The 19,187-nt window shown below is 62.2% G+C and carries 17 protein-coding genes and 1 tRNA gene; 6 read left to right on the top strand and 12 right to left on the bottom strand.

Translation table 11 applies throughout. The annotated features are described in order from the left end of the window. The first annotated feature begins 48 nt into the window (after positions 1-48). Positions 49-3,078, top strand: a complete 3,030-nt coding sequence (locus ACZ881_RS14470; RefSeq protein ID WP_476116443.1) for an alpha-mannosidase — start codon at positions 49-51, stop codon at positions 3,076-3,078. 18 nt (positions 3,079-3,096) lie between these two features. Here ACZ881_RS14470 and ACZ881_RS14465 read toward each other — a convergent pair whose 3' ends face one another. From ACZ881_RS14465 to ACZ881_RS14435, 7 genes are all read right to left on the bottom strand, one after another. After that, positions 3,097-4,104: a hypothetical protein gene (locus ACZ881_RS14465; protein ID WP_476116442.1), complete on the bottom strand. Its 1,008-nt coding sequence runs from the start codon at positions 4,102-4,104 to the stop codon at positions 3,097-3,099. 2 nt (positions 4,105-4,106) lie between these two features. After that, on the bottom strand, positions 4,107-5,003 hold the full coding sequence (locus ACZ881_RS14460; RefSeq protein WP_476116440.1) for a hypothetical protein: 897 nt from the start codon (positions 5,001-5,003) through the stop codon (positions 4,107-4,109). A gap of 43 nt (positions 5,004-5,046) precedes the next feature. Beyond that, a complete protein-coding gene (locus ACZ881_RS14455; RefSeq protein WP_476116438.1) occupies positions 5,047-5,853 on the bottom strand; it encodes an amino acid ABC transporter ATP-binding protein in 807 nt (268 codons plus the stop codon). Then, entirely contained in the window at positions 5,840-6,499 is a 660-nt protein-coding gene (locus tag ACZ881_RS14450) for an amino acid ABC transporter permease (RefSeq protein WP_011773765.1), read from the bottom strand. The genes ACZ881_RS14455 and ACZ881_RS14450 overlap by 14 nt, the downstream gene beginning before the upstream one ends. After that, entirely contained in the window at positions 6,500-7,315 is an 816-nt protein-coding gene (locus ACZ881_RS14445) for an amino acid ABC transporter substrate-binding protein (RefSeq protein WP_476116436.1), read from the bottom strand. A 231-nt stretch (positions 7,316-7,546) separates the two neighbouring features. Continuing rightward, positions 7,547-8,254: a hypothetical protein gene (locus ACZ881_RS14440; RefSeq protein WP_476116434.1), complete on the bottom strand. Its 708-nt coding sequence runs from the start codon at positions 8,252-8,254 to the stop codon at positions 7,547-7,549. Continuing rightward, positions 8,251-8,973 carry a hypothetical protein gene (locus tag ACZ881_RS14435; protein WP_091465742.1) on the bottom strand — a complete coding sequence of 241 codons (723 nt, stop codon included), beginning with the start codon at positions 8,971-8,973 and terminating at the stop codon, positions 8,251-8,253. Before ACZ881_RS14435 ends, ACZ881_RS14440 begins: the two co-directional genes overlap by 4 nt. 208 nt (positions 8,974-9,181) lie before the next feature. Between ACZ881_RS14435 and ACZ881_RS14430 the strand changes: the two genes are divergently transcribed. Both ACZ881_RS14430 and ACZ881_RS14425 read left to right on the top strand, forming a co-directional pair. Beyond that, positions 9,182-10,843 (top strand): ABC-F family ATP-binding cassette domain-containing protein, encoded by a 1,662-nt coding sequence (locus ACZ881_RS14430; protein ID WP_476116432.1) that lies wholly within the window; start codon positions 9,182-9,184, stop codon positions 10,841-10,843. Between the two features lie 3 nt (positions 10,844-10,846). Beyond that, a complete protein-coding gene (locus tag ACZ881_RS14425) occupies positions 10,847-12,760 on the top strand; it encodes an ABC transporter ATP-binding protein (protein ID WP_476116430.1) in 1,914 nt (637 codons plus the stop codon). A 57-nt stretch (positions 12,761-12,817) separates the two neighbouring features. Here ACZ881_RS14425 and ACZ881_RS14420 read toward each other — a convergent pair whose 3' ends face one another. From ACZ881_RS14420 to ACZ881_RS14410, 3 genes are all read right to left on the bottom strand, one after another. Next, positions 12,818-13,231: an NUDIX hydrolase gene (locus ACZ881_RS14420; RefSeq protein ID WP_091465747.1), complete on the bottom strand. Its 414-nt coding sequence runs from the start codon at positions 13,229-13,231 to the stop codon at positions 12,818-12,820. Continuing rightward, positions 13,228-13,686: a DUF6314 family protein gene (locus ACZ881_RS14415; protein ID WP_454809803.1), complete on the bottom strand. Its 459-nt coding sequence runs from the start codon at positions 13,684-13,686 to the stop codon at positions 13,228-13,230. Before ACZ881_RS14415 ends, ACZ881_RS14420 begins: the two co-directional genes overlap by 4 nt. Before the next feature lies 1 nt (position 13,687). Further along, positions 13,688-13,760: transfer RNA gene (locus ACZ881_RS14410), tRNA-Arg, on the bottom strand. A gap of 108 nt (positions 13,761-13,868) precedes the next feature. Between ACZ881_RS14410 and ACZ881_RS14405 the strand changes: the two genes are divergently transcribed. Further along, positions 13,869-14,654, top strand: a complete 786-nt coding sequence (locus ACZ881_RS14405) for a DUF998 domain-containing protein (RefSeq protein WP_476116428.1) — start codon at positions 13,869-13,871, stop codon at positions 14,652-14,654. Here the strand turns inward: ACZ881_RS14405 and ACZ881_RS14400 are convergent. After that, a complete protein-coding gene (locus tag ACZ881_RS14400; protein ID WP_476116426.1) occupies positions 14,641-15,021 on the bottom strand; it encodes a hypothetical protein in 381 nt (126 codons plus the stop codon). The genes ACZ881_RS14405 and ACZ881_RS14400 overlap by 14 nt on opposite strands. A gap of 41 nt (positions 15,022-15,062) precedes the next feature. After that, positions 15,063-15,686 carry a hypothetical protein gene (locus ACZ881_RS14395; RefSeq protein WP_476116424.1) on the bottom strand — a complete coding sequence of 208 codons (624 nt, stop codon included), beginning with the start codon at positions 15,684-15,686 and terminating at the stop codon, positions 15,063-15,065. A gap of 33 nt (positions 15,687-15,719) precedes the next feature. On the opposite strand from ACZ881_RS14395, the gene ACZ881_RS14390 reads away from it, so the two are divergent. Then, positions 15,720-16,565, top strand: a complete 846-nt coding sequence (locus ACZ881_RS14390; protein ID WP_429331417.1) for an inositol monophosphatase family protein — start codon at positions 15,720-15,722, stop codon at positions 16,563-16,565. Between the two features lie 64 nt (positions 16,566-16,629). Continuing rightward, positions 16,630-19,176, top strand: a complete 2,547-nt coding sequence (pcrA, locus tag ACZ881_RS14385) for a DNA helicase PcrA (RefSeq protein WP_429331418.1) — start codon at positions 16,630-16,632, stop codon at positions 19,174-19,176. Positions 19,177-19,187: the final 11 nt, after the last annotated feature.

Genomic DNA, 19,187 nt, shown 5'->3' with positions numbered 1-19,187 from the left:
GCGCGGTAACAATCCCTGTCACCCAGCGAACGCCCAAAGGGGAATTAATTGCACGACGACCGCCGGATCACTGAACAGCGTCTCGATCGATTTGTTCGGGAACGCATTCTTCCGGCCATTTACGGCAGGGCGATTCCGCTTCAGCTCAGCAGCTGGGACGCGCCAGGCGAACCCGTGCCTGCCGCGGAAGCGCTGCGCCAGGTCTTCACTCCGCAGGAGCCCGGCGCCGCGTGGGGCAAGGCCTGGAGCACCAAGTGGCTGCGCCTCCAGGGAGAGGTGCCGCAGGACTGGGGAATGACGGATTCCACCACTGTGGAGATCATCGTCGATCTTGGCTTCAACAGCGATGTCCCGGGGTTTCAGTGTGAAGGTACCGCATGGCGCTCCGATGGAAGCATCATCAAGGCGATCTCGCCCAGGAACTTCCACGTTCCGCTCAAGCTTCTGGGCGGAGGGCACTCCGTTGACTTCTATGTGGAGGCTGCCGCCAACCCGGATGTAGCGCAAGGATGGTCCTTCGCCCCCACACTGTTGGGGGATAAGGCCACCTCCGGCGAAGAGCCCCGGTACCGCCTGGGCCGCATAGCAATCGCTGAACTGAACGAAACCGTGTGGGAACTCAACCAGGACATCTGGACCCTCAGCGGCTTGATGCACGAACTTCCCATGGACATGCCCCGGCGCCATGAGATCCTGCGCGCGCTTGAACGCATGCTGGACATTATGGATCCGGACGACATTGCCGGAACCGCTGCCGCAGGCCGTGCAGAGCTGATGCAGGTCCTCAGCCGTCCCGCCTACGCGTCCGCCCATGAACTCCTGGCTACCGGCCACGCACACATCGACTCCGCCTGGCTGTGGCCCGTCCGAGAAACCATCCGCAAATGTGCCCGTACTTTCTCCAACGTGGTGGCCTTGATGGATGAAGACCCGGACTTCGTGTTTTCTTGCTCATCGGCCCAGCAGATGGCGTGGATGAAGGAGTTCTTCCCTGAGCTCTTTGTGCGCATCAGGGAAAAAGTGAAGGCAGGCCAGTTCGTTCCGGTGGGTGGCATGTGGGTGGAATCAGACACCAATATGCCAGGCGGCGAGGCCATGGCCCGCCAGTTCGTGGAAGGCAAGAGTTTCTTCCTGAACGAGTTCGATATCGAGTGCCAGGAAGCTTGGCTGCCGGATTCCTTCGGCTATTCCGGAGCCATCCCCCAGATCGTCAAGGAAGCCGGTTCGCGTTGGTTCCTCACGCAGAAAATCTCCTGGAACAAGGTCAACCGGATGCCTCACCACACCTTTGCGTGGGAGGGCATCGACGGCACGCGGCTGTTTACGCACTTCCCGCCCGTGGACACTTACAACGCTGAACTGCACGGACGTGAATTGGCCCATGCACAGCGTAATTACCGCGATCACGGCCGCGGGACCATGTCCTTGGTGCCGTTCGGCTACGGCGACGGCGGTGGCGGACCGACGCGCGAAATGGTTGCCGCTGCCCATCGTACGGCGGACTTGGAAGGCTCCCCGAAGGTCCGCATGGGCACTGCCAGGGATTTCTTCACGAAAGCCGAGGCCGAGTATAGCAATCTGCCGGTCTGGGTGGGCGAGATGTACCTGGAAATGCACCGTGGAACGTACACGAGCCAGGCCAAGACCAAGCGTGGCAACCGTCGGAGCGAACACCTCCTGCGTGAGGCCGAGCTGTGGTGTGCCACTGCCGCTGTCCGGCTCGGTCCGGCATATTCCTACCCCGCGGACGAACTCAAACGACTCTGGCGGCTGGTCCTGCTCCAGCAGTTCCACGACATCCTTCCGGGCAGCTCCATCGCATGGGTCCACGAGGACGCAGAGCGCAACTACGAGGCCATAGCCAGGAATCTCGAGGACATCATCAACCAGGCCGCTCAGGCCTTGGTAGGCGAGGGGGATCAGCAGTTCCTCTTGAACGCCGCGCCGCATCAGCGCAATGGCGTGCCCGCATTGGGTGCGGCCCAGGCGACGACGCCGGATTCCAGTGTTCAGTTGGACGAGCTGGAGGACGGCTACGTCTTGGACAACGGCATCATCCGCGCGGTCTTGAACCAGGATGGCCTGCTGACGTCCCTGATTGACCACGCCAGCGGCCGCGACGCCATCGCTCCAGGACAGGCCGGGAACCTGCTCGAGCTTTTCAGGGACACTCCGAACGAGTGGGACGCCTGGGACATCGAAGAGTTCTATCGCCGAAACGTTACGCCACTGACCCAAGCGGATGGCGTCGATGTTGAGCGTTCGCCGGCCGGCGTCGTCGTCGTGGTCAAACGCAAGGTGGGTGCCTCGACCATCACCCAACGCCTGACTCTCGACGCCGGTGCGGCGTCGTTGGGGATCGCCACCTCGGTGGACTGGCAGGAACGCGAAAAGATGCTCAAGATCGCCTTCCCGCTGGATGTCAGGGCGGATCGTTCAGCGGCGGAAACCCAGTTCGGTCACGTATTCCGGCCGACGCACACCAACACATCCTGGGAAGCGGCCAAGTTTGAGATCTGCGCCCACCGCTGGATCCACGTCGCCGAGCCCGGCTACGGCGTTGCAGTAAGCAACTCCTCAAGCTACGGGCACGACGTCACCAGGGCCGTCCGTGCCGATGGCGGAACCACGACGACGGTCCGCACCTCGCTGCTTCGCTCCGCCCGGTTCCCGGACCCGGAAGCAGACCGCGGAAGCCACACACTTGAGGTGTCCATCAGGCCGGGCGCTGCGATCGCCGATGCCGTGGAAGAGGGCTACCGCACCAACCTGAAGCCGAGGTTCATCTCCGGCGAAAGGCCCGTGGAACCGCTGCTTTCCGTATCCAATCCGGCAATCGTGGTGGAGGCTGTCAAGCTGGCCGAAGACGGTTCGGGCGATGTTATTGTCCGGCTTTACGAATCGTTGGGGGAGCGCTCAACGGGCTTCCTAACGGCCAACTTTGAGTGCTCCGATGCATCTGCCACGGACTTGCTGGAGCGCCCCTCGGAAGCCCCCGGAGTGGCTGTGGAGGAGGGGCCCGTGGTCAAGCTGGTGCTCCGGCCTTTCCAGCTGGTAACGCTGCGGCTGATTCGCTGATTCGCTGGGCCGCCTGCGTTACTCCGCCAGTTCCGCGTCGATAGCGTCTTTCAACACTTGAACCCGAACGGGAATCACAGTGTCATGGTGTTTGATTTGGGCTGAGACGTTCTTCGAGAAGACATCCTCAACCAAGGTGGGCATGTCCTTCACGCCGTTAAGGTAGCGCTTGGCGGCAAAGTCGAATTCTGACCTGTTGTTCTTTATCCGGGTGTTGAGAGCTTTGAGTTCGTCGGCGATCTTGAGGTATTCCGCTTCCGGGGCGTTCCGGGCGGTGGCGTCATCGACCTTCTTGACGTATTCATCCTTAAGCCGAACAAACTCGTTGTAGTTCTCCTCGGACTTCGCGGTTGTTTCTGCGTGCGATTCGAGCTGTGCAATCTCGTTGTCCAAGGTGCGGGCAAACTCAACGTAGGAGACGTTCTTGGACTGCTTGAGCTGGTTGACGGCTTCCCGGCAAGGAACAGCTGCTTGAGTCAAGAGCGTTTGGCGTTCCCGGAGGTTGGCTGCTTTGGAGCCCACAAAGAGTCCGCTGCACCCGGCATCTTCCCTGAACAGGCCTTCGAACAGGGGGTATGACTCCACCAGGCCCTCCATGGAGTCGAGGTAGGCCTGGTAGGAATCACCCAGCTGGGCTACAGCCACACCGATCCCATCCGCTTCTTCACCAGCGCCGTAGCCAGTCTGCACATCGTTTAAGGCAGTCCGAGCGGAATTGACGGCCTGTTGGAACTCATCCCGCTCTTTGACGGAGTTCTTCTCCGCCTCTTCACGGGAAGCGGGGGCATTGCGCGCCTTTTTATACGCGGCCAGGTAGGCGTTGACCGCGGGCTGGATCTTGCCCCTTGCCTCAACGAGTGCCGTCAGGCGCTCGTCCTTGATGAGGGCCAGGCTTTCCCTGCGCTGCTGACCGGCGAAGTTGGTCAAGGCGATCACCACTACCGAGGCAACCACCGCCACCACAACGGCAATACTAATAGCGATAAGGACCGGACGGCGCTTACTGCGAACGGGCTCAATGGTCATCACTATTTCCCTTCACCGGATGCTGCATCAAACTGTTCCAGGCTCTTCTTGAGAACGCCCTCGAATTCGGAGTTTGAGCTGTTGGCGCTTTCGATGATCTTTGAGTATTTGTCCTTGGTGGCAGTTTCATATGTTGTTTGTGCCTTGGCGAACGCATCATTAATATCCAACAGTGCCAGGCCGGCAATGGTGCTCTTGCTGAGGCGCTCAAAGGTGTCCTTGCTGTCAAGCACTTCCTGTTGCTTGTCCCGCTGCCCGCGGATGACGGCCTCTACCTCCGTGAGCAGGGTGGTGGTCTCTGCATCGGCACCGTCCTTGGCGGTGCCCAGCGCGGCCAGACACTCGTCAGCGCTCTTGACGTAGTCCTGGGCGTAGGACTCACTTGCAACGTTCAGCGATGAATGCAGGGCCGCACACGGCCCGCCCACGGAGCGGTAGATGTTGGTGGTGTTGATTACCAGTTGGTCGTTGTAGGCGATCACCGCACCGTACTGATCCTTGAAGCGGTTGAAGGATTCGGCGACTCCCTGACCCTGCAGTGCAGGCGATTCCGCCATGTGTTCCAAGCGGTCACGATTTGCCTGTGACTCACGCACGATGCGCTCACGGTCCTGGCTGAGGACTTTGTCCACCTCCGCCTGTCGCGCTTTTTCGGAAATGGCATTCGAGTACCGGCCCGAAAACTGTTGGACCAAAGGATCGTAGAGGTTCATCGAGTTGTCCACAATGACGCGTTGCTTGTCCAAACGGGCAACGTCGGCACGTCCTGGCTCTGTTGGCCGGGAGACCGCAAACCAGATGCCAAGCCCCGCGGCCACCAACGCCACCACTACGGCAACCACTATGAGTGCCGCTCGTTTGGAACCACCGCGTCCGGGTTCGATGATTGTTTCTTCCAACTTCTTATCCCCCATATTTGTGAACCACTTACTTGTGAGCCACTTAGACGTCGTGTTGGAGCCGCTTCACGAACAGCTTCGTCCGTTCCTGGCGCGGTGCCCGCAAAACCTCGGCTGCCGGCCCGCGTTCCACTACAACCCCGCCGTCCATGAAGATAACCTCGTCCGCCACATGCTGGGCAAAGGCGAGCTCATGGGTCACGATCACCATGGTCCAGCCCTCTTCGGCGAGTTCTTTGATGACGCCGAGGACTTCCCCCACAAGTTCGGGGTCCAGGGCGGACGTGGGCTCGTCAAACAGTAGCAGTTGAGGCTTGAGTGCCAACGCCCGGACGATTCCCACGCGCTGCTGCTGACCGCCTGAGAGCTCAAAAGGGTAGGCATCGCGCTTGTCTGCAAGACCAACACGTTCCAGCAGGCGTTCGGCTTCGGCAATTGCCTCGGAGCGAGGCCGTTTTTGGACCTGGACGGGGCCTTCGATGATGTTCTTCAGCACGGTCATGTGGGGGAAAAGGTTGTAGTGCTGGAAGACCATTGCGCTGCGGTCGCGGAGCGCAGCCACTTCTTTCTTCCCTACTTTGGCGCCGAAGTCGATGGCGAGCTCAGCTGAGGAGTCGCCGCTTCCAAAGGTGACCGTGCCAGCGTCGGGAATTTCCAGCCCGTTGAGCGAACGCAGGACCGTAGTCTTGCCGGAGCCCGAAGGCCCGATCAGGGCCACCACTTGGCCGCGGCGGATATCGATGTCGATATCGCGCAGGACCACGTTGCTTCCGAAGGCTTTGGCAAGGCTCCGTGCCTTCAGGACCGACGTGACGCGCGGCTGCCGGGCGGGTTCGTTAGTGAGCGACATAGCGGTCCAATCTCTTTTCCACGGCGGATTGCGCAGTGGAAAGGACCAGGCAAATCACCCAATAAACCAGGGCTGCCTGCAGGTAAAGGGCCATGAACTCCTGGCTGAACGCGGCGATCTGCTGTGCGTTGCGGAACAGTTCAGTAACCAGGATGAGCGAGGCGAGGGACGTGTCTTTCACCAGGGAAATGAAGGTGTTGGACAAAGGAGGAACGGACACCCGTGCTGCCTGCGGAAGGATGATCCGCACCAGGGCCTGCGGACGGGACATTCCGATAGTGTGGCCGGCTTCCCATTGGCCCTTCGGCACGGAGAGGATGGCAGCACGGATGATCTCGGCTGCGTACCCGCCCACGTTCAGGGAGAAGGCGATGATGGCGCTTGGCCAGGGATCAAGCCGGATGCCGATGCTGGGCAAGCCGAAGAAGATGACAAAGAGCTGCACCAGCAGCGGAGTACCGCGGATCACCGAGACGTAGAAGCGGCCGATGCCCGAGAGCAGCCAGTTTGGGCTCAGGCGCATCAGGGCAACCACCAGCGCGAGCACCAAGCCGAAGGCGAAGGACGCGAGGGTCAGCGGAATGGTCCCCGTGACGGCGCCGGTGATGAGTGGACCGAAGGAACTCCAGATGAGGTCCCAGTTCATCTATTTGGTGACGTCCGCGCCGAAGTACTTTTCCGAAATCTTGGCCAAGGTGCCATCGGCTTGGAGATCAGCGAGGGCCTTGTCCACTGCGGCCGTGAGTTCCGTAGACCCCTTGCGGAAGACCATGGCGCTCTCCGTCTTCTCCGGTGCTTCGGCGGCGACCTTCAGACCGGAGTCGGGAGTGTTCTTGGCGTAGTCCAAGTACGTGAGTTTGTCGTTAACCGTGGCATCCACGCGTCCTTGTTGCACCAGCGTGGCGGACTGCGCCCAGCCTTCTACTGCCTGGACGTTGGCGCCGGCTTCAACTGCCATCTTGTAGAAGTTGCTGGTCAGTGACTGGGCGGTGGTTTTGCCCTTGAGGTCTGCGAAGCTGTTGATGCTGCCGTTGTCCGCTTTGGTGACCACTACGCCGGTGGAGATGGTGTACGGCGTGGAGAACTCGTATTTGGCCTTGCGCTCGTCATTGATGGAGATCTGGTTGGCGATGGTGTCGAACCGCTTGGATTCGAGCCCGGCAAAGATGCCATCGAACTGCGTTTCCTGGAAGGTAGCCTTCACGCCAATTTTCCCTGCCACGGCCTGGGCGATTTCGACGTCGAACCCAGTGAGCTCCCCGGCTCCGTCAGCATGGAAGCTGAAGGGACGGTAGGTACCTTCGGTGGCGATGACGAGCTCGCCCTTGGATTTCACATCTGAAAGTGACGTGTCGCCACCGGATTGGGCGGGTGCCGATCCTCCACCGCATGCAGAAAGTGCAAGGGCGGCCGAGGCCAGGGTGGCTGCGAGGACAGAGCGGCGGGAGCGAAGGCTGTTCATGGAGCCATCTTAGTCACCGCTCGGGCAAGGCTTGGCGGGCGGCTTGCGAAAGGGCCGTTAAAAAGGCTGAGTGGGGGCGGTCCCCAACAGCCCGCCACCACTCATCCCCCCAATTGTGATCACGTGGGCGCCACATCCACCGGAAACCCGTTCATCTGATTCCGGTGTCAGGCTGCAAGCCGCGTTCACACATTCATGATTGTGCCACGATCTAATGGTTTTGTGAAAGTCTTACGTCGAGAGACGTTGCTTTCGCCGCGCAAAAGACTTGGAGAACCAAATTCCAGCGAGTCCGAGGCATGTGAACAGGGCAGCCGAATAGTTGATGAGTACCCGCAACCAGGCCTCCGAAAATGGAATGAGGGGAAAGAGTTGGGACGACAGGAGCAAGGAAAGTCCCAACAGCAGGAACCCCGAGGCCACCCGCAACAGTATGGGGGCCGTGCTGACCACGGTGCGCCAGATGGCAGGTACCAGGCAGGCCGCCACGAACCCCGGATACAAGCGGCCCATCGCCGCGTATCCATCCAGGGAGGGCCCCCATTTCAGTCCGCTCATCCCCGCCGAGGATCCTTGCGTGTCCGTGATGACGAAGAAGTAGATAGTCAGTGCACCAACGATTGCCGCGGCGGTGATCCCGACAGGTCCTCGGATGGCGCGCACGGCTGAGGCTGAGCCGAAAGCGGTGGCGATCTTGATGCCCATGAAGAAGAACGTGCCGTACAGCAGGAACCGCAGGATCAGGTTGCCGATGTTCATCCCGCCGAGCCAGCCGTCAATGACCAGATAGGGTGCCTCGATGCTGATGAGGATGCTCAACGAGATCAGCGAGAAAATGTAGAAAACCTCACGGTTCTCTCCCCGCAAGGCGCTCGGAACCCGGGCGAGGGTAATCGCCAGGCACACTGCCAGCGTGACCCAAGGTAGGACAGCCGTCATCCGAGGTTCTCCCAAATTCGTTCAGTTCGTTCGTGGTCTTGTTCCTGCCGGCGCAGTGTCTTGCCGAGCGCCAAAAGCCGTTCGCCGGCCAATGTCACCAGTCTGCCCTGCGACAACTTGTCCAGCGCTTCCTGGCGGGCATTGGCCGGCCACCCTGCTTCAGCCTCAGTGATCAGCCCACCGGCGACCAAACCTCCCGCAGGCCCAACCCCGGCTGCTCGCGATGTTGCGATGGCCAACTCCGGCGGAAGCCTGTTGGCGGTCAGATGGGCGGAGAAGTTCTGTGGCGCAATCCCGGTGGCGTCGCTGACCCGGTGCCGCAACTCGCCGTCGTCGATCGCGTCCACCCAGTTACGCACTGAGGTGGGGTGCGGTGGTTCAGAAAGACGCGGAGCGGGGGCTGTACCGGGCTCGTTCCGGTCCACCACTGCACGCAGCAGATCGATGGTAGCCACCTGGCTGACGAGTTCGCAGGGCGTGGGCGGGACGGGGTCACCCCGCAGTTCGGCGTAAAGATCGAAAGTGGACAGGGCTTGCACAGGATTGATGTGGAAGCCGCGGCTGATGCTCACCAAAGTGGACTCGGCAACCTTGCCGCGTACCAGCTGCTGGGCCAGTGTTGTTCGCTTGATGCCGGCGATCCTGCAGACGTCAGCAGTGCTGGCATCGGGCGCAATGCCATGAAGCCAGCGCTGGAACGCCTTGGACGGTAAGGGCATGTGGGACTTTCCTGGACGGGCCGCGAGGGCAAGGCTGCGTAAGCCGTAAGTGGGAGTACGAAACGATTTTACGCCGAAGCCACATTGAATTATGCTTGATGATTGAACCCGCTGGTCCGTACACCCCCCAAGTCCGGACCAGCGGGTTTTTCCATGCCCGCGGGAATCGCGGCCTGAATTTCTGCGTTCCCTTGCTGGAGGATAGACAATGACTGCAACTTTGGTGGCCAAGGATCTTGCCGGTGGTCATGGCCATCGCACACTTTTTTCGGACCTGTCCCTAACCGTCGCGCCAGGCGATGTAGTGGGTGTGGTGGGCGCGAACGGTGCCGGTAAGTCCACGCTGCTGCGCATTCTCGCCGGCGTTGACCAGCCCCAGGCAGGGAGCGTCAACCTGGCGCCTTCGGACGCTTTCGTAGGCTGGTTGCCGCAGGAACACGAGCGTACCGCTGACGAAACGATCGCGGCATATATTGCGCGACGTACTGGCTGTGCCCAGGCAACAAGCGACATGGAATCCACCGCCGAAGCTCTCGGCTCGGGGGCTCCCGGCGCAGATGACGCCTACTCTTTGGCCTTTGACCGGTGGATGGCCTCCGGCGCCGCGGACCTGGAGGACAGGGTTCCCGCTGTCCTCGCCGACCTCGGCTTGGAGCTCGGCGCCGACGCCCTCATGACGGGCCTTTCCGGTGGTCAGGCTGCGCGCGTGGCTTTGGCCGCCTTGCTGCTCAGCCGCTTTGACGTGGTCCTCCTGGACGAACCCACCAACGACCTCGACCTTGACGGACTCGCCCGGCTTGAGGCCTTCGTCCAGGGCCTCCGGGGTGGTGTGGTCCTGGTGTCGCACGACCGCGAATTCCTGGCCCGCTGCGTCACTACCGTGGTGGAACTGGACCTCGCCCAGAACTCCGTGGCTGTATACGACGGTGGCTACGAAGCGTTCCTCGAAGAGCGCGCCGTGGCCAAACGCCATGCCCGGGAACGTTACGAAGAGTTTGCGAACACCAAGGCCGACCTCGTCTCCCGTGCACGCACCCAGCGTGAGTGGAGCTCCCAAGGCGTCCGGAACGCCATGAAGAAAAACCCGGATAATGACAAGATCCGTCGCGCCGCGAGCAGCGAATCGTCGGAGAAGCAGGCCCAGAAAGTCCGCCAAATGGAGTCCCGTATCGCGAGGCTCACCGAGGTGGAGGAACCGCGCAAGGAATGGCAACTGCAGTTCAGCATCGGCCACGCGCCCCGCTCAAGTGCCGTCGTCGCCACCTTGCGCAACGTCGTCGCCCGCCAAGGTGACTTCACGCTGGGTCCAGTGAACCTCCAGCTCAACGGCGGCGAGCGCATAGGCATCACCGGACCGAACGGGGCCGGGAAGTCAACGCTTTTGCGCCTGTTGTTGGGGACGCAGGAACCGGGCGACGGCGACGCCTCCATGGGTGCGTCCGTGGCCATTGGCGAAATTGACCAGGCGCGCGGACTGCTCGACGGCGGGCGGCAGCTTGGCGACGCTGTTGAAGCTGTGCTGCTGGACTGGAACAGTGCGGATGTGCGTACTCTCTTGGCAAAGTTCGGGCTCAAGGCGGATCACACCTCCCGGACAGTGGATTCGTTGTCTCCGGGGGAGCGGACCCGCGCTGCGCTTGCGTTGCTGCAGGCCCGTGGCGTGAACCTGCTGGTGCTGGACGAGCCCACCAACCATTTGGATCTGCCGGCCATCGAGCAGCTGGAGGAGGCACTGGAAAGTTATGAAGGCGCGCTCCTGCTGGTCACGCACGATCGCCGGCTGCTGGAGAACGTCAGGCTCGATTCGCGCTGGCATCTGGAAAACGGACAAGTGCAAGAACTCCACCACACCCCAAGCCAGGAGAAGTAACCCATGAGCATGGACCGCGTGGCCTGGAGCTCGCTGTACAACATCACTACCGCCAAGAGCGGCTCGAAGCCGTTCTCCAAGGAAACCCTGAAGCGGGTCATGGCTTTTGCCGCGCCGCATAAGGGCAAGCTGGTTGCCTTTGTGATCGCCTCCATCGCGGGTGCTTTCCTGGCCGTCGCTACTCCGGTGTTGGCCGGTCAGGTGGTGGATGCCATCATCGCCAACGCCGGTGTGGGCACAGTGATCTGGTTGGCTGTCCTGATCGCCATAGTCGCCGTTGGCGAGGCGGGCGTGGGCTTGGTGACCCGCTGGCTGTCTTCCATCATTGGCGAGGGTGTCATTGTGGACCTCCGCACGCGTGTGTTCGATCATGTGCAGCGCATGCCCATTGCGTTCTTCACCCGAACCCGAACCGGTGCCCTTGTCAGCCGACTGAACAACGATGTCATCGGAGCTCAGTCCGCCTTCGCCGGCACGCTGTCCGGCGTGGTCAGCAATGTGGTGGCTCTGGTCCTGACACTTGTGGTCATGCTCAATACTTCTTGGCTGGTGACCGTGCTGGCCATGGTGTTGCTGCCGATCTTCCTGATTCCGGCCCGGCGGATGGGCTCGAAACTGGCGGACCTCCGCCGCGAAGCTGCCGCGCACAATGCTGCCATGGGCACGCAGATGACGGAGAGGTTCTCCGCGCCGGGCGCCACGCTGGTGAAGTTGTTCGGCCGCCCGGACGAGGAATCCCGTGAGTTCGCTGAGCGGGCCGGCCGGGTCCGGGATATTGGGATCCGGACTGCCATGCTGCAGTTCACGTTTGTCACGGCCTTGACCTTGGTGTCGGCACTGGCTTTGGCCTTGGTTTATGGCCTGGGCGGTTGGCTGGCAATTGGCGGGCAACTGGCACCCGGCGACGTGGTGGTTCTCGCCCTCCTCCTCACCCGGCTCTACGCCCCGCTGACGGCGCTGTCCAATGCCCGCGTGGAAATCATGAGTGCTTTGGTCAGCTTTGAGCGGGTCTTCGAAATTCTGGACCTTAAGCCGCTGATCACCGAGAAGCCGGACGCCGTCACTGTTCCGGCGGGACCTGTGGCTGTGGAATTCGACGACGTACGCTTCTCCTACCCTTCCGCCGAGAAGGTGTCACTGGCTTCCCTTGAGGACGTCGCCACCCTGGATACCCGTGGAGGCGAGGAAGTTCTGCACGGAGTCAGCTTCCGGGTGGAACCAGGGCAGACCGTTGCCCTGGTGGGTTCCTCCGGTGCCGGCAAGTCCACGGTGGCCCAGCTGCTCTCGCGCTTGTACGACGTCGACTCCGGCACAGTGCGCCTTGGCGGCCAAAAGCCCGGAACAGGCGTGGACGTCCGCGATCTCAGCTTCGATTCGTTGCGGGACACCATGGGCATGGTGACCCAGGACGGTCATCTCTTCCACGAAACCATCGCGTCCAACCTGCGCCTCGCCCGGCCGGACGCCACTGAGGATGACATGTGGGATGTGCTCCGGCGCGCACGTTTGGAGCCGATGATCCGGTCCTTGCCTGATGGCCTGGAAACCGTGGTGGGGGAGCGCGGCTACCGGCTCTCCGGTGGTGAACGCCAACGGCTCACCATCGCCCGCCTGCTGATCAAGCAGCCTCGCGTCGTGATCCTCGACGAAGCCACTGCTGCGTTGGACTCCACCAACGAAGCCGCCGTCCAGGCGGCCTTGGGCGAGGCACTCGAGGGGCGCACCGCCGTCGTGATTGCCCACCGGCTGTCCACCATCCGTGCTGCTGACGCCATTCTGGTGGTTGAGGACGGCAGGATCGTGGAGCGTGGCACGCACACCGAGCTGCTGGCGGCGGATGGACGATACGCCGAGCTGTATCAAACCCAGTTCGCCGAAGCCACGGCGGTGGCCCAGGAAGCGGTCCCGGAGCTGTAACCCATGTAGGTCGCAGTTGAAGCCGTTCTGAGCTGTCCAAACGGCCTCAACTGCGACCTACTTGGGCGGGGTGAGCGCTGGAAGTACGTGGTCGGTGAGCAGCGGGGCCAAGTCCGTGGGAAGAGGCGCGTCGAGGTCCAGCCAGCGGATCTCGGCGATCTCCGCCGAGGGGTGCGCCTCCCACGTTCCGGGCGCAGTAAAAACGGTGGCTTCGATGTTCGTTGCTGCTTCGTTGGCCGCCACGGCCAGCCACACGCCGAGCGGCTCGAGGCGGTTCGGTGCCACGTCGATGCCGACTTCTTCCAGGAGTTCACGGGAAGCGGCCTCCGCGGCGGTTTCACCGGACTCGGGTTTGCCACCGGGGTGCATGAACTTCTCAGTGCCACGCTTGCGAACGGTCAGGAGCTGGCCTTCGTCGTTGTAGACGCAGACGGCGCTTACGACGATCAGGTCCGTGCCGGATGTACTCATGATTGCCTCCCGGCGTCGATCCGGACCAAGTGCGATTCAAGCAGCAGGTTCTTGGCGGGCCCCTGGACATCCCACGTGAAGCTGAACGAGTCAGGACCCTCCCAGAGGTAGCTGACCCGGTAGTCGTCGGGGTCGCACCAGTGCTTATCCTGGTTGCCCTGTTCGGAGAAACTCATCACATGGAAGGGCCTGCCGTCGGGGAAAAACACGTCCATCGACTCCGGCCCGGAACCCGGTTTCAGGAGGTACTCGCGGAATGCCGGACCCGAATGGGTAGGCCAGTGCATGGTTCCGTCTTCACGGTAGTCCAGGCCGCCGTCGGAGTTCCGGTTGTAGCGCACGACGCCGGTAAAGGTTCCGTTGGTGCCGGACGTCCGGTCCAGGAGAGTGCGCTCCACAACCCAGCTGCCGGCCAAGTAGGCCTGCAAGTCCTGGGTGGGCTGCTGGTGGTTCAAGTGCCCTCGATTGGAATCGAACCAACGACACCGGCTTTAGGAGAGCCGTGCTCTATCCACTGAGCTACGAGGGCCTGTGTGTCCATGGCTCTTAATCCCACTGCTGGAGCTCGAGGGCCCGGACACGACTACAAGCATACAAGCTGCGGGGACGCTGCCCGAACACCGCTAGGCTGGCGTTCATGAAAGGGCACGCGACTGCACCGGCGCCAGCTGGATCGTTCCTTCCGGATACCCGTGGCATCAGGGCGAACATAGGAGGGTGGGCGCAGCTGAGCGTGGTCCAATACTTCGTAGCCGAGGCCGCCGTGATCGAGGCCTGGGCAGGTCCCGGGCCCTACAGCAGGGCCACCGGATTCATCAGTGACCTCGGAGCAATTTCCTGCGGGATCTACGAGGACAGAGCCGTCTGCTCGCCTTTGCACTGGCTGATGAATGCCTCGTTCGTGGTTCAAGGCCTGGCGCTGGTCCTCGGTGCGTTGTTTCTGACGGCAGGGTTGCTGAGTGTGGCCGCGCGGCCCGGAATAACGGCACGACGGTTTCGAGTTGTTGCGGACGACTCGCCTCAGACGCGGGTCCTGACCGTGCCCTGGATCCTGGCTGTCGCCATCCGGATCCTCACCGGTGTCGCCGGAGTGGGAACGGTCCTGGTGGGATTGGTTCCCGAAGACCTCGGATCGCCCTGGCACTTTGCAGGCGCCCTGATGTTCTTCATTGGGGGAGGTTTTGCACTGCTCCTGTTGGGCATCCTGTGGTTCCGTCAAACCCCGATCAGTTGGTTCCTCGCTGCCTGCGGGCTCGTCTGTAGTGGCGCCTTGGTCATCGGCGCCATCACCGGGATGGAGGTGCCCCATCCGGGTTTGCTGGAGCGGTTCATGGGCTACCCGGTGACCATCGGACTGGCAGCGGCCGGCTTGGTGATCGCCCAGCGTGTCCACACGGAACGAAAAGTACTCAGGGCCCGCTGAGGAAGTATTCGCGGAAGCTGTTAAGGGAGGAGCCGCCCGAGTAGCCCAGATCTCCCGCGCTGGCGGACACGGCATCATCCGGTGAGAAGATACTGATCCCGAACGTACCTGACTGAAGCTCTTCAGTTTCTTCGAGCATGGGCGGAAGCGCGTTCCCGAGCACGTCAGCGAGGACGTCCGCGTCGTGGCTGCTTCCGACCAACTTGACGGTGATGAAATTTCCGGACGTGTTCATGTTGACGTTGAGCTTGGCGGATTCAACTCCGGGTACCGACAATGCGGCTGCCTCCAGGTCTTTGCCCAGGCGCTCCGCTTTGGACGGGCCTCCGAGTCCGCAGGCGGAGGCGCCCAAGATGAGCAGGCCCATGGTTGAAGCTGAAACGGCGGGTTTGAAGAACCTTCGGAAGCTCACTGCTTGGGGCTCTTCCTGCCCAGGAACACTGCCAGCACGCCGCACAGGAGACTGATCAGGAACAGCACCCACGACGCGACGGTGACAGCTGAGGCCAAGGCCACCGAACCGGCGTCGGGCCTTTCCGCGGCCAGCACGGAATCGATGGCGACATTGGACCACAGGTGGGCCACGGCGAACAGCAGGGGAGCGGCCCACATGGCCCAACGCCACGACTTTCGCGCCACATTGGTGCCGATCAGCAGGAGCCAACTGAAGCCGAAGATCAGCGGAAACAGGGTGCCGGCAGTCTTGTGGACGTAGTTGAGCTGGCCGCGCGCCGAGTCATCCATGGCCTCTCTAAGTTGGACGATGTAATCCTGTGAGAAGCCGCCAATCAGGGAATCCGGCATCGCCAGGCCACCCGAGAGCTGCGTCATCTGGTTCAGGGTGAGCAAGTGCAGGTACCAGAACAGGAACAGGCTGGCCACGACACCCGCGATCACAATGAGTTTGGAGTTGCTCTGCGCCTTTTGTGGGGTGCGCTGCGTGGTGGTGTTGATCACAGACGGTAGCGAGTGGTCGGGAACCACTGCCTTTGCTCCGTGCTTCTTGACGCGCTGGGCTGGTGTCTTGGCCATGTCATCCATTATTCCGCCACATAAGCTGGATCCATGACCACCGGCAGGCACACAGCAACTGAACTCGATCCTTCACTGGATGACTACCAACTGGCCAGCGCCCTGGTCCGCGAGGCGGGCCAGCTGGCGCTGCTCATGCGGATGGGGGGACTGCAGGGCGAACGCAAGACGTCAGTGTCCGACGTCGTCACTGCAGCCGATCACGCAGCTGAGGCTTATGTTCTTGAACAGTTGCGGCGCTGCCGTCCGGAAGACGGCATCCTCGGCGAGGAGGGTGCCTCGGTGGCGGGGACGAGCGGCCGGACCTGGGTGATCGACCCCGTTGACGGCACCTATAACTTCCTCCACGGGTCCACATACTGGTGCTCGGCCATCGCCCTCAAGCGTGACGATTCGGACCGTGGCGGCAACCCGGTTGCCGATCCCGAGGTGTTGCTGGGGGCCATCTACCAGCCCGAACTGGATAAGCTCTGGCTGGGAGGGGCGGAACGTCCGGCCACCCTGAACGGCGAGGCGATCACCGGTTCGGGCGACCTCCCCGTTGGCCAAATCTCCGCAGCCACGTACATTCACCCCACCTGGCTCGCAGACCCCCGCGCGGCCATGCCATGGCACGCAGCCGCGGTCTCCGCGGCGTCGCTGCGCATGTTCGGTTCCGGCTCCTGCGACCTCGGCCGGGTGGCTGACGGGGAGCTCGGCTGCTGGTTCCAACACAGCTGCCCGGAATGGGACTGGCTCCCCGGCAAGGCGATCGTCCGCGCTGCCGGCGGGGACACCGCCGTCGTGCAGGTCAACGGATTGAATTGGTTCGTGGCGGGAGGCCCGACGGCGGTGCGCGAGTTGAGCGCTGCCCTCACTTCTGTTCCCCAATTTGCCTAGCATCAGCCGCTGCTGACCGCGTCGCCTTATAGTGTCAGGGGCACCGCCTAGACTGGTAGGCACCATGGATATGTTGTTTGACCCCTACGCAGACGGACCCTTCAAAGCTGGCACCAAAGCCGCAGTCAAGGCTGCCCCGGAACTTTCCCATTCCGGCGGTGGCGCCTCCGGGCCGCGCCTCCAGGAAGGAACGGGCGGGTCAGGGAACGCTCCCCAAGCACCTGCCCAAGGGGGATGGGGCAACCAGGGCGCCCACGGGTTGCCGACCGCTGAGGCGCTCCTCCAGGGACTGAATCCGCAGCAGGAAGAGGCCGTGAAGCACGCCGGAAGCCCCTTGCTGATCGTCGCGGGTGCAGGCTCGGGGAAGACGCGCGTACTGAGTAACCGGATCGCCTACCTCATAGCCACTAAGCGGGCGCATCATGGCGAAATCCTGGCCATCACCTTCACCAACAAGGCAGCAGCCGAAATGCGGGAACGCATCGAAGCCCTGGTTGGCGCCCGGGCAAAGGGCATGTGGATTTCCACGTTCCACTCGTCCTGCGTGCGAATCCTGCGCCGGGAAGCTGCGAACGTCGGGCTGAATTCGAACTTCTCCATCTACGACTCCGCTGATTCCCTGCGTCTGATCACACTCGTGGCAAAGAACCTGGACCTGGATCCGAAGAAGTTCGCGCCGAAGGCCATCCAGCACAAGATTTCGGCGCTCAAGAACGAGCTCATTGACGCCGACTCCTACGTCTCTTCGGCAAACCACAACGACCCCTTCGAACAGGCTGTAGCCGAGGTTTTCAAGGGCTACACGCAGCGTCTCCGGCAAGCCAATGCGATGGACTTCGATGACCTCATCGCCGAAACCGTGTACATGTTCCGGGCCTTCCCTGCGCTCGCGGAATCCTACCGGCGCCGCTTCCGGCACGTGTTGGTGGACGAGTACCAGGACACCAACCACGCGCAGTACGCGCTGGTCAGGGAAATCGTCGGCTTGGGAACAGACACGGACGTGGCACCGAGCGAACTTACTGTGGTGGGCGATTCCGATCAGTCCATTTATGCTTTCCGTGGCGCGGACATCCGCAACATTGTGGAGTTCGAGCACGACTACCCCAACGCCCGCACCATCAAACTGGAGCAAAACTACCGCTCCACGCAGAACATCCTCAGCGCTGCCAATTCGGTCATCTCCCGCAATCCCAACCGCCAGGAAAAGCGTTTGTGGACCGCAGAAGGTGACGGCGAGAAAATCATCGGCTACGTGGGTGAGAACGAACACGACGAAGCCCAGTTCATCGCCAAGGAAATCGACCGGCTGCAGGACGAGGAAGACTTGCGTCCGGGCGACGTCGCCATTTTCTACCGCACCAACGCACAGTCCCGCTCCATTGAAGACGTCCTGGTCCGGGTGGGACTGCCGTACAAGGTTGTTGGTGGAACGCGCTTCTACGAGCGCAAGGAAATCAAGGATGCCCTGGCCTACCTTCGCGTCCTGGTGAACCCGGACGACGACGTCAACCTTCGCCGGGTACTGAACGAACCCAAACGCGGGATCGGTGATCGTGCTGAGGGCGCCGTGGCTGCCTTGGCCGAACGTGAACGCACCTCGTTCATGGCCGCTGCGCGCCGTGCTGACCAAGCGCCGGGCATGGCCACCCGCTCCGTTAATGCCGTCCTGGGCTTCGTGAAGCTGCTCGATGACCTTGCCGAGGTAGCCTCCGGCTCTGGTGCTGCAGCTGCCTTGGAAGCCGTCCTCGAACAGACCGGCTACTTGGCGGGGCTGCGCGCCAGCAACGATCCCCAAGATGAATCCCGCGTGGAGAACCTCGCCGAACTGGTGGCTGTGGTCCGGGAATACGAGCGCGACAACCCTGACGGTTCACTCGGCGAATTCCTGGAGCAGGTCTCACTGGTGGCCGATGCCGACCAGATCCCGGATGCGCCGGGGGCGGACATCGATGCCGCCGTCGCAGAGGCCAAGCGAATGGGCGTTGTCACGCTCATGACGCTGCACACCGCCAAGGGCCTGGAGTTCCCTGTGGTGTTCCTCACCGGTATGGAGCACGGCATCTTCCCGCACCAGCGCTCCGCCACGGACCCCAAGGAACTCGCGGAAGAACGGCGACTGGCCTATGTGGGCCTCACCAGGGCACGCAAGCGTCTCTACGTCACTCGCTCCGAGGTCCGCAGCATGTGGGGCCAGAGCCAGTACAACCCCGCCAGCCAGTTCCTGGAAGAGATCCCTTCCGAGCTGGTGGAGTGGAAGCGCGAGGGAATGAGCCGTCAGGCCGCAGGCGGCTGGGGGAGCGCCCCCATCGGGTCCAACCGCTACGGTGGTTCATTCTGGGGTGCGGGCACGTCCCGCGGTGCTGCCGCAAGCCCAACCGCAGGGTTCGACGCCGACGTCCCTGCCGCCGTCGTACGCAACAGGGTCCAGCCGCAAAAGGAAGTCATTTCCGTGGTGGTGGGGGACAAAGTCAACCACACGAGCTTCGGCAACGGCGTGGTGCTGGGCATCGAAGGCGCGGGGGACAAGACGGTTGCGAAGGTGAAGTTCGACGTCGGCGAGAAGCGGCTGCTGTTGCGCTACGCACCCCTGACCAAACTCGATGCATGACACGGCACGGC

This window comes from Paenarthrobacter sp. TE3676, from assembly GCF_056279165.1.
The sequence above is the reverse complement of the archived record's forward strand: the minus strand, read 5'-3'. Positions and strand labels throughout refer to the sequence as shown.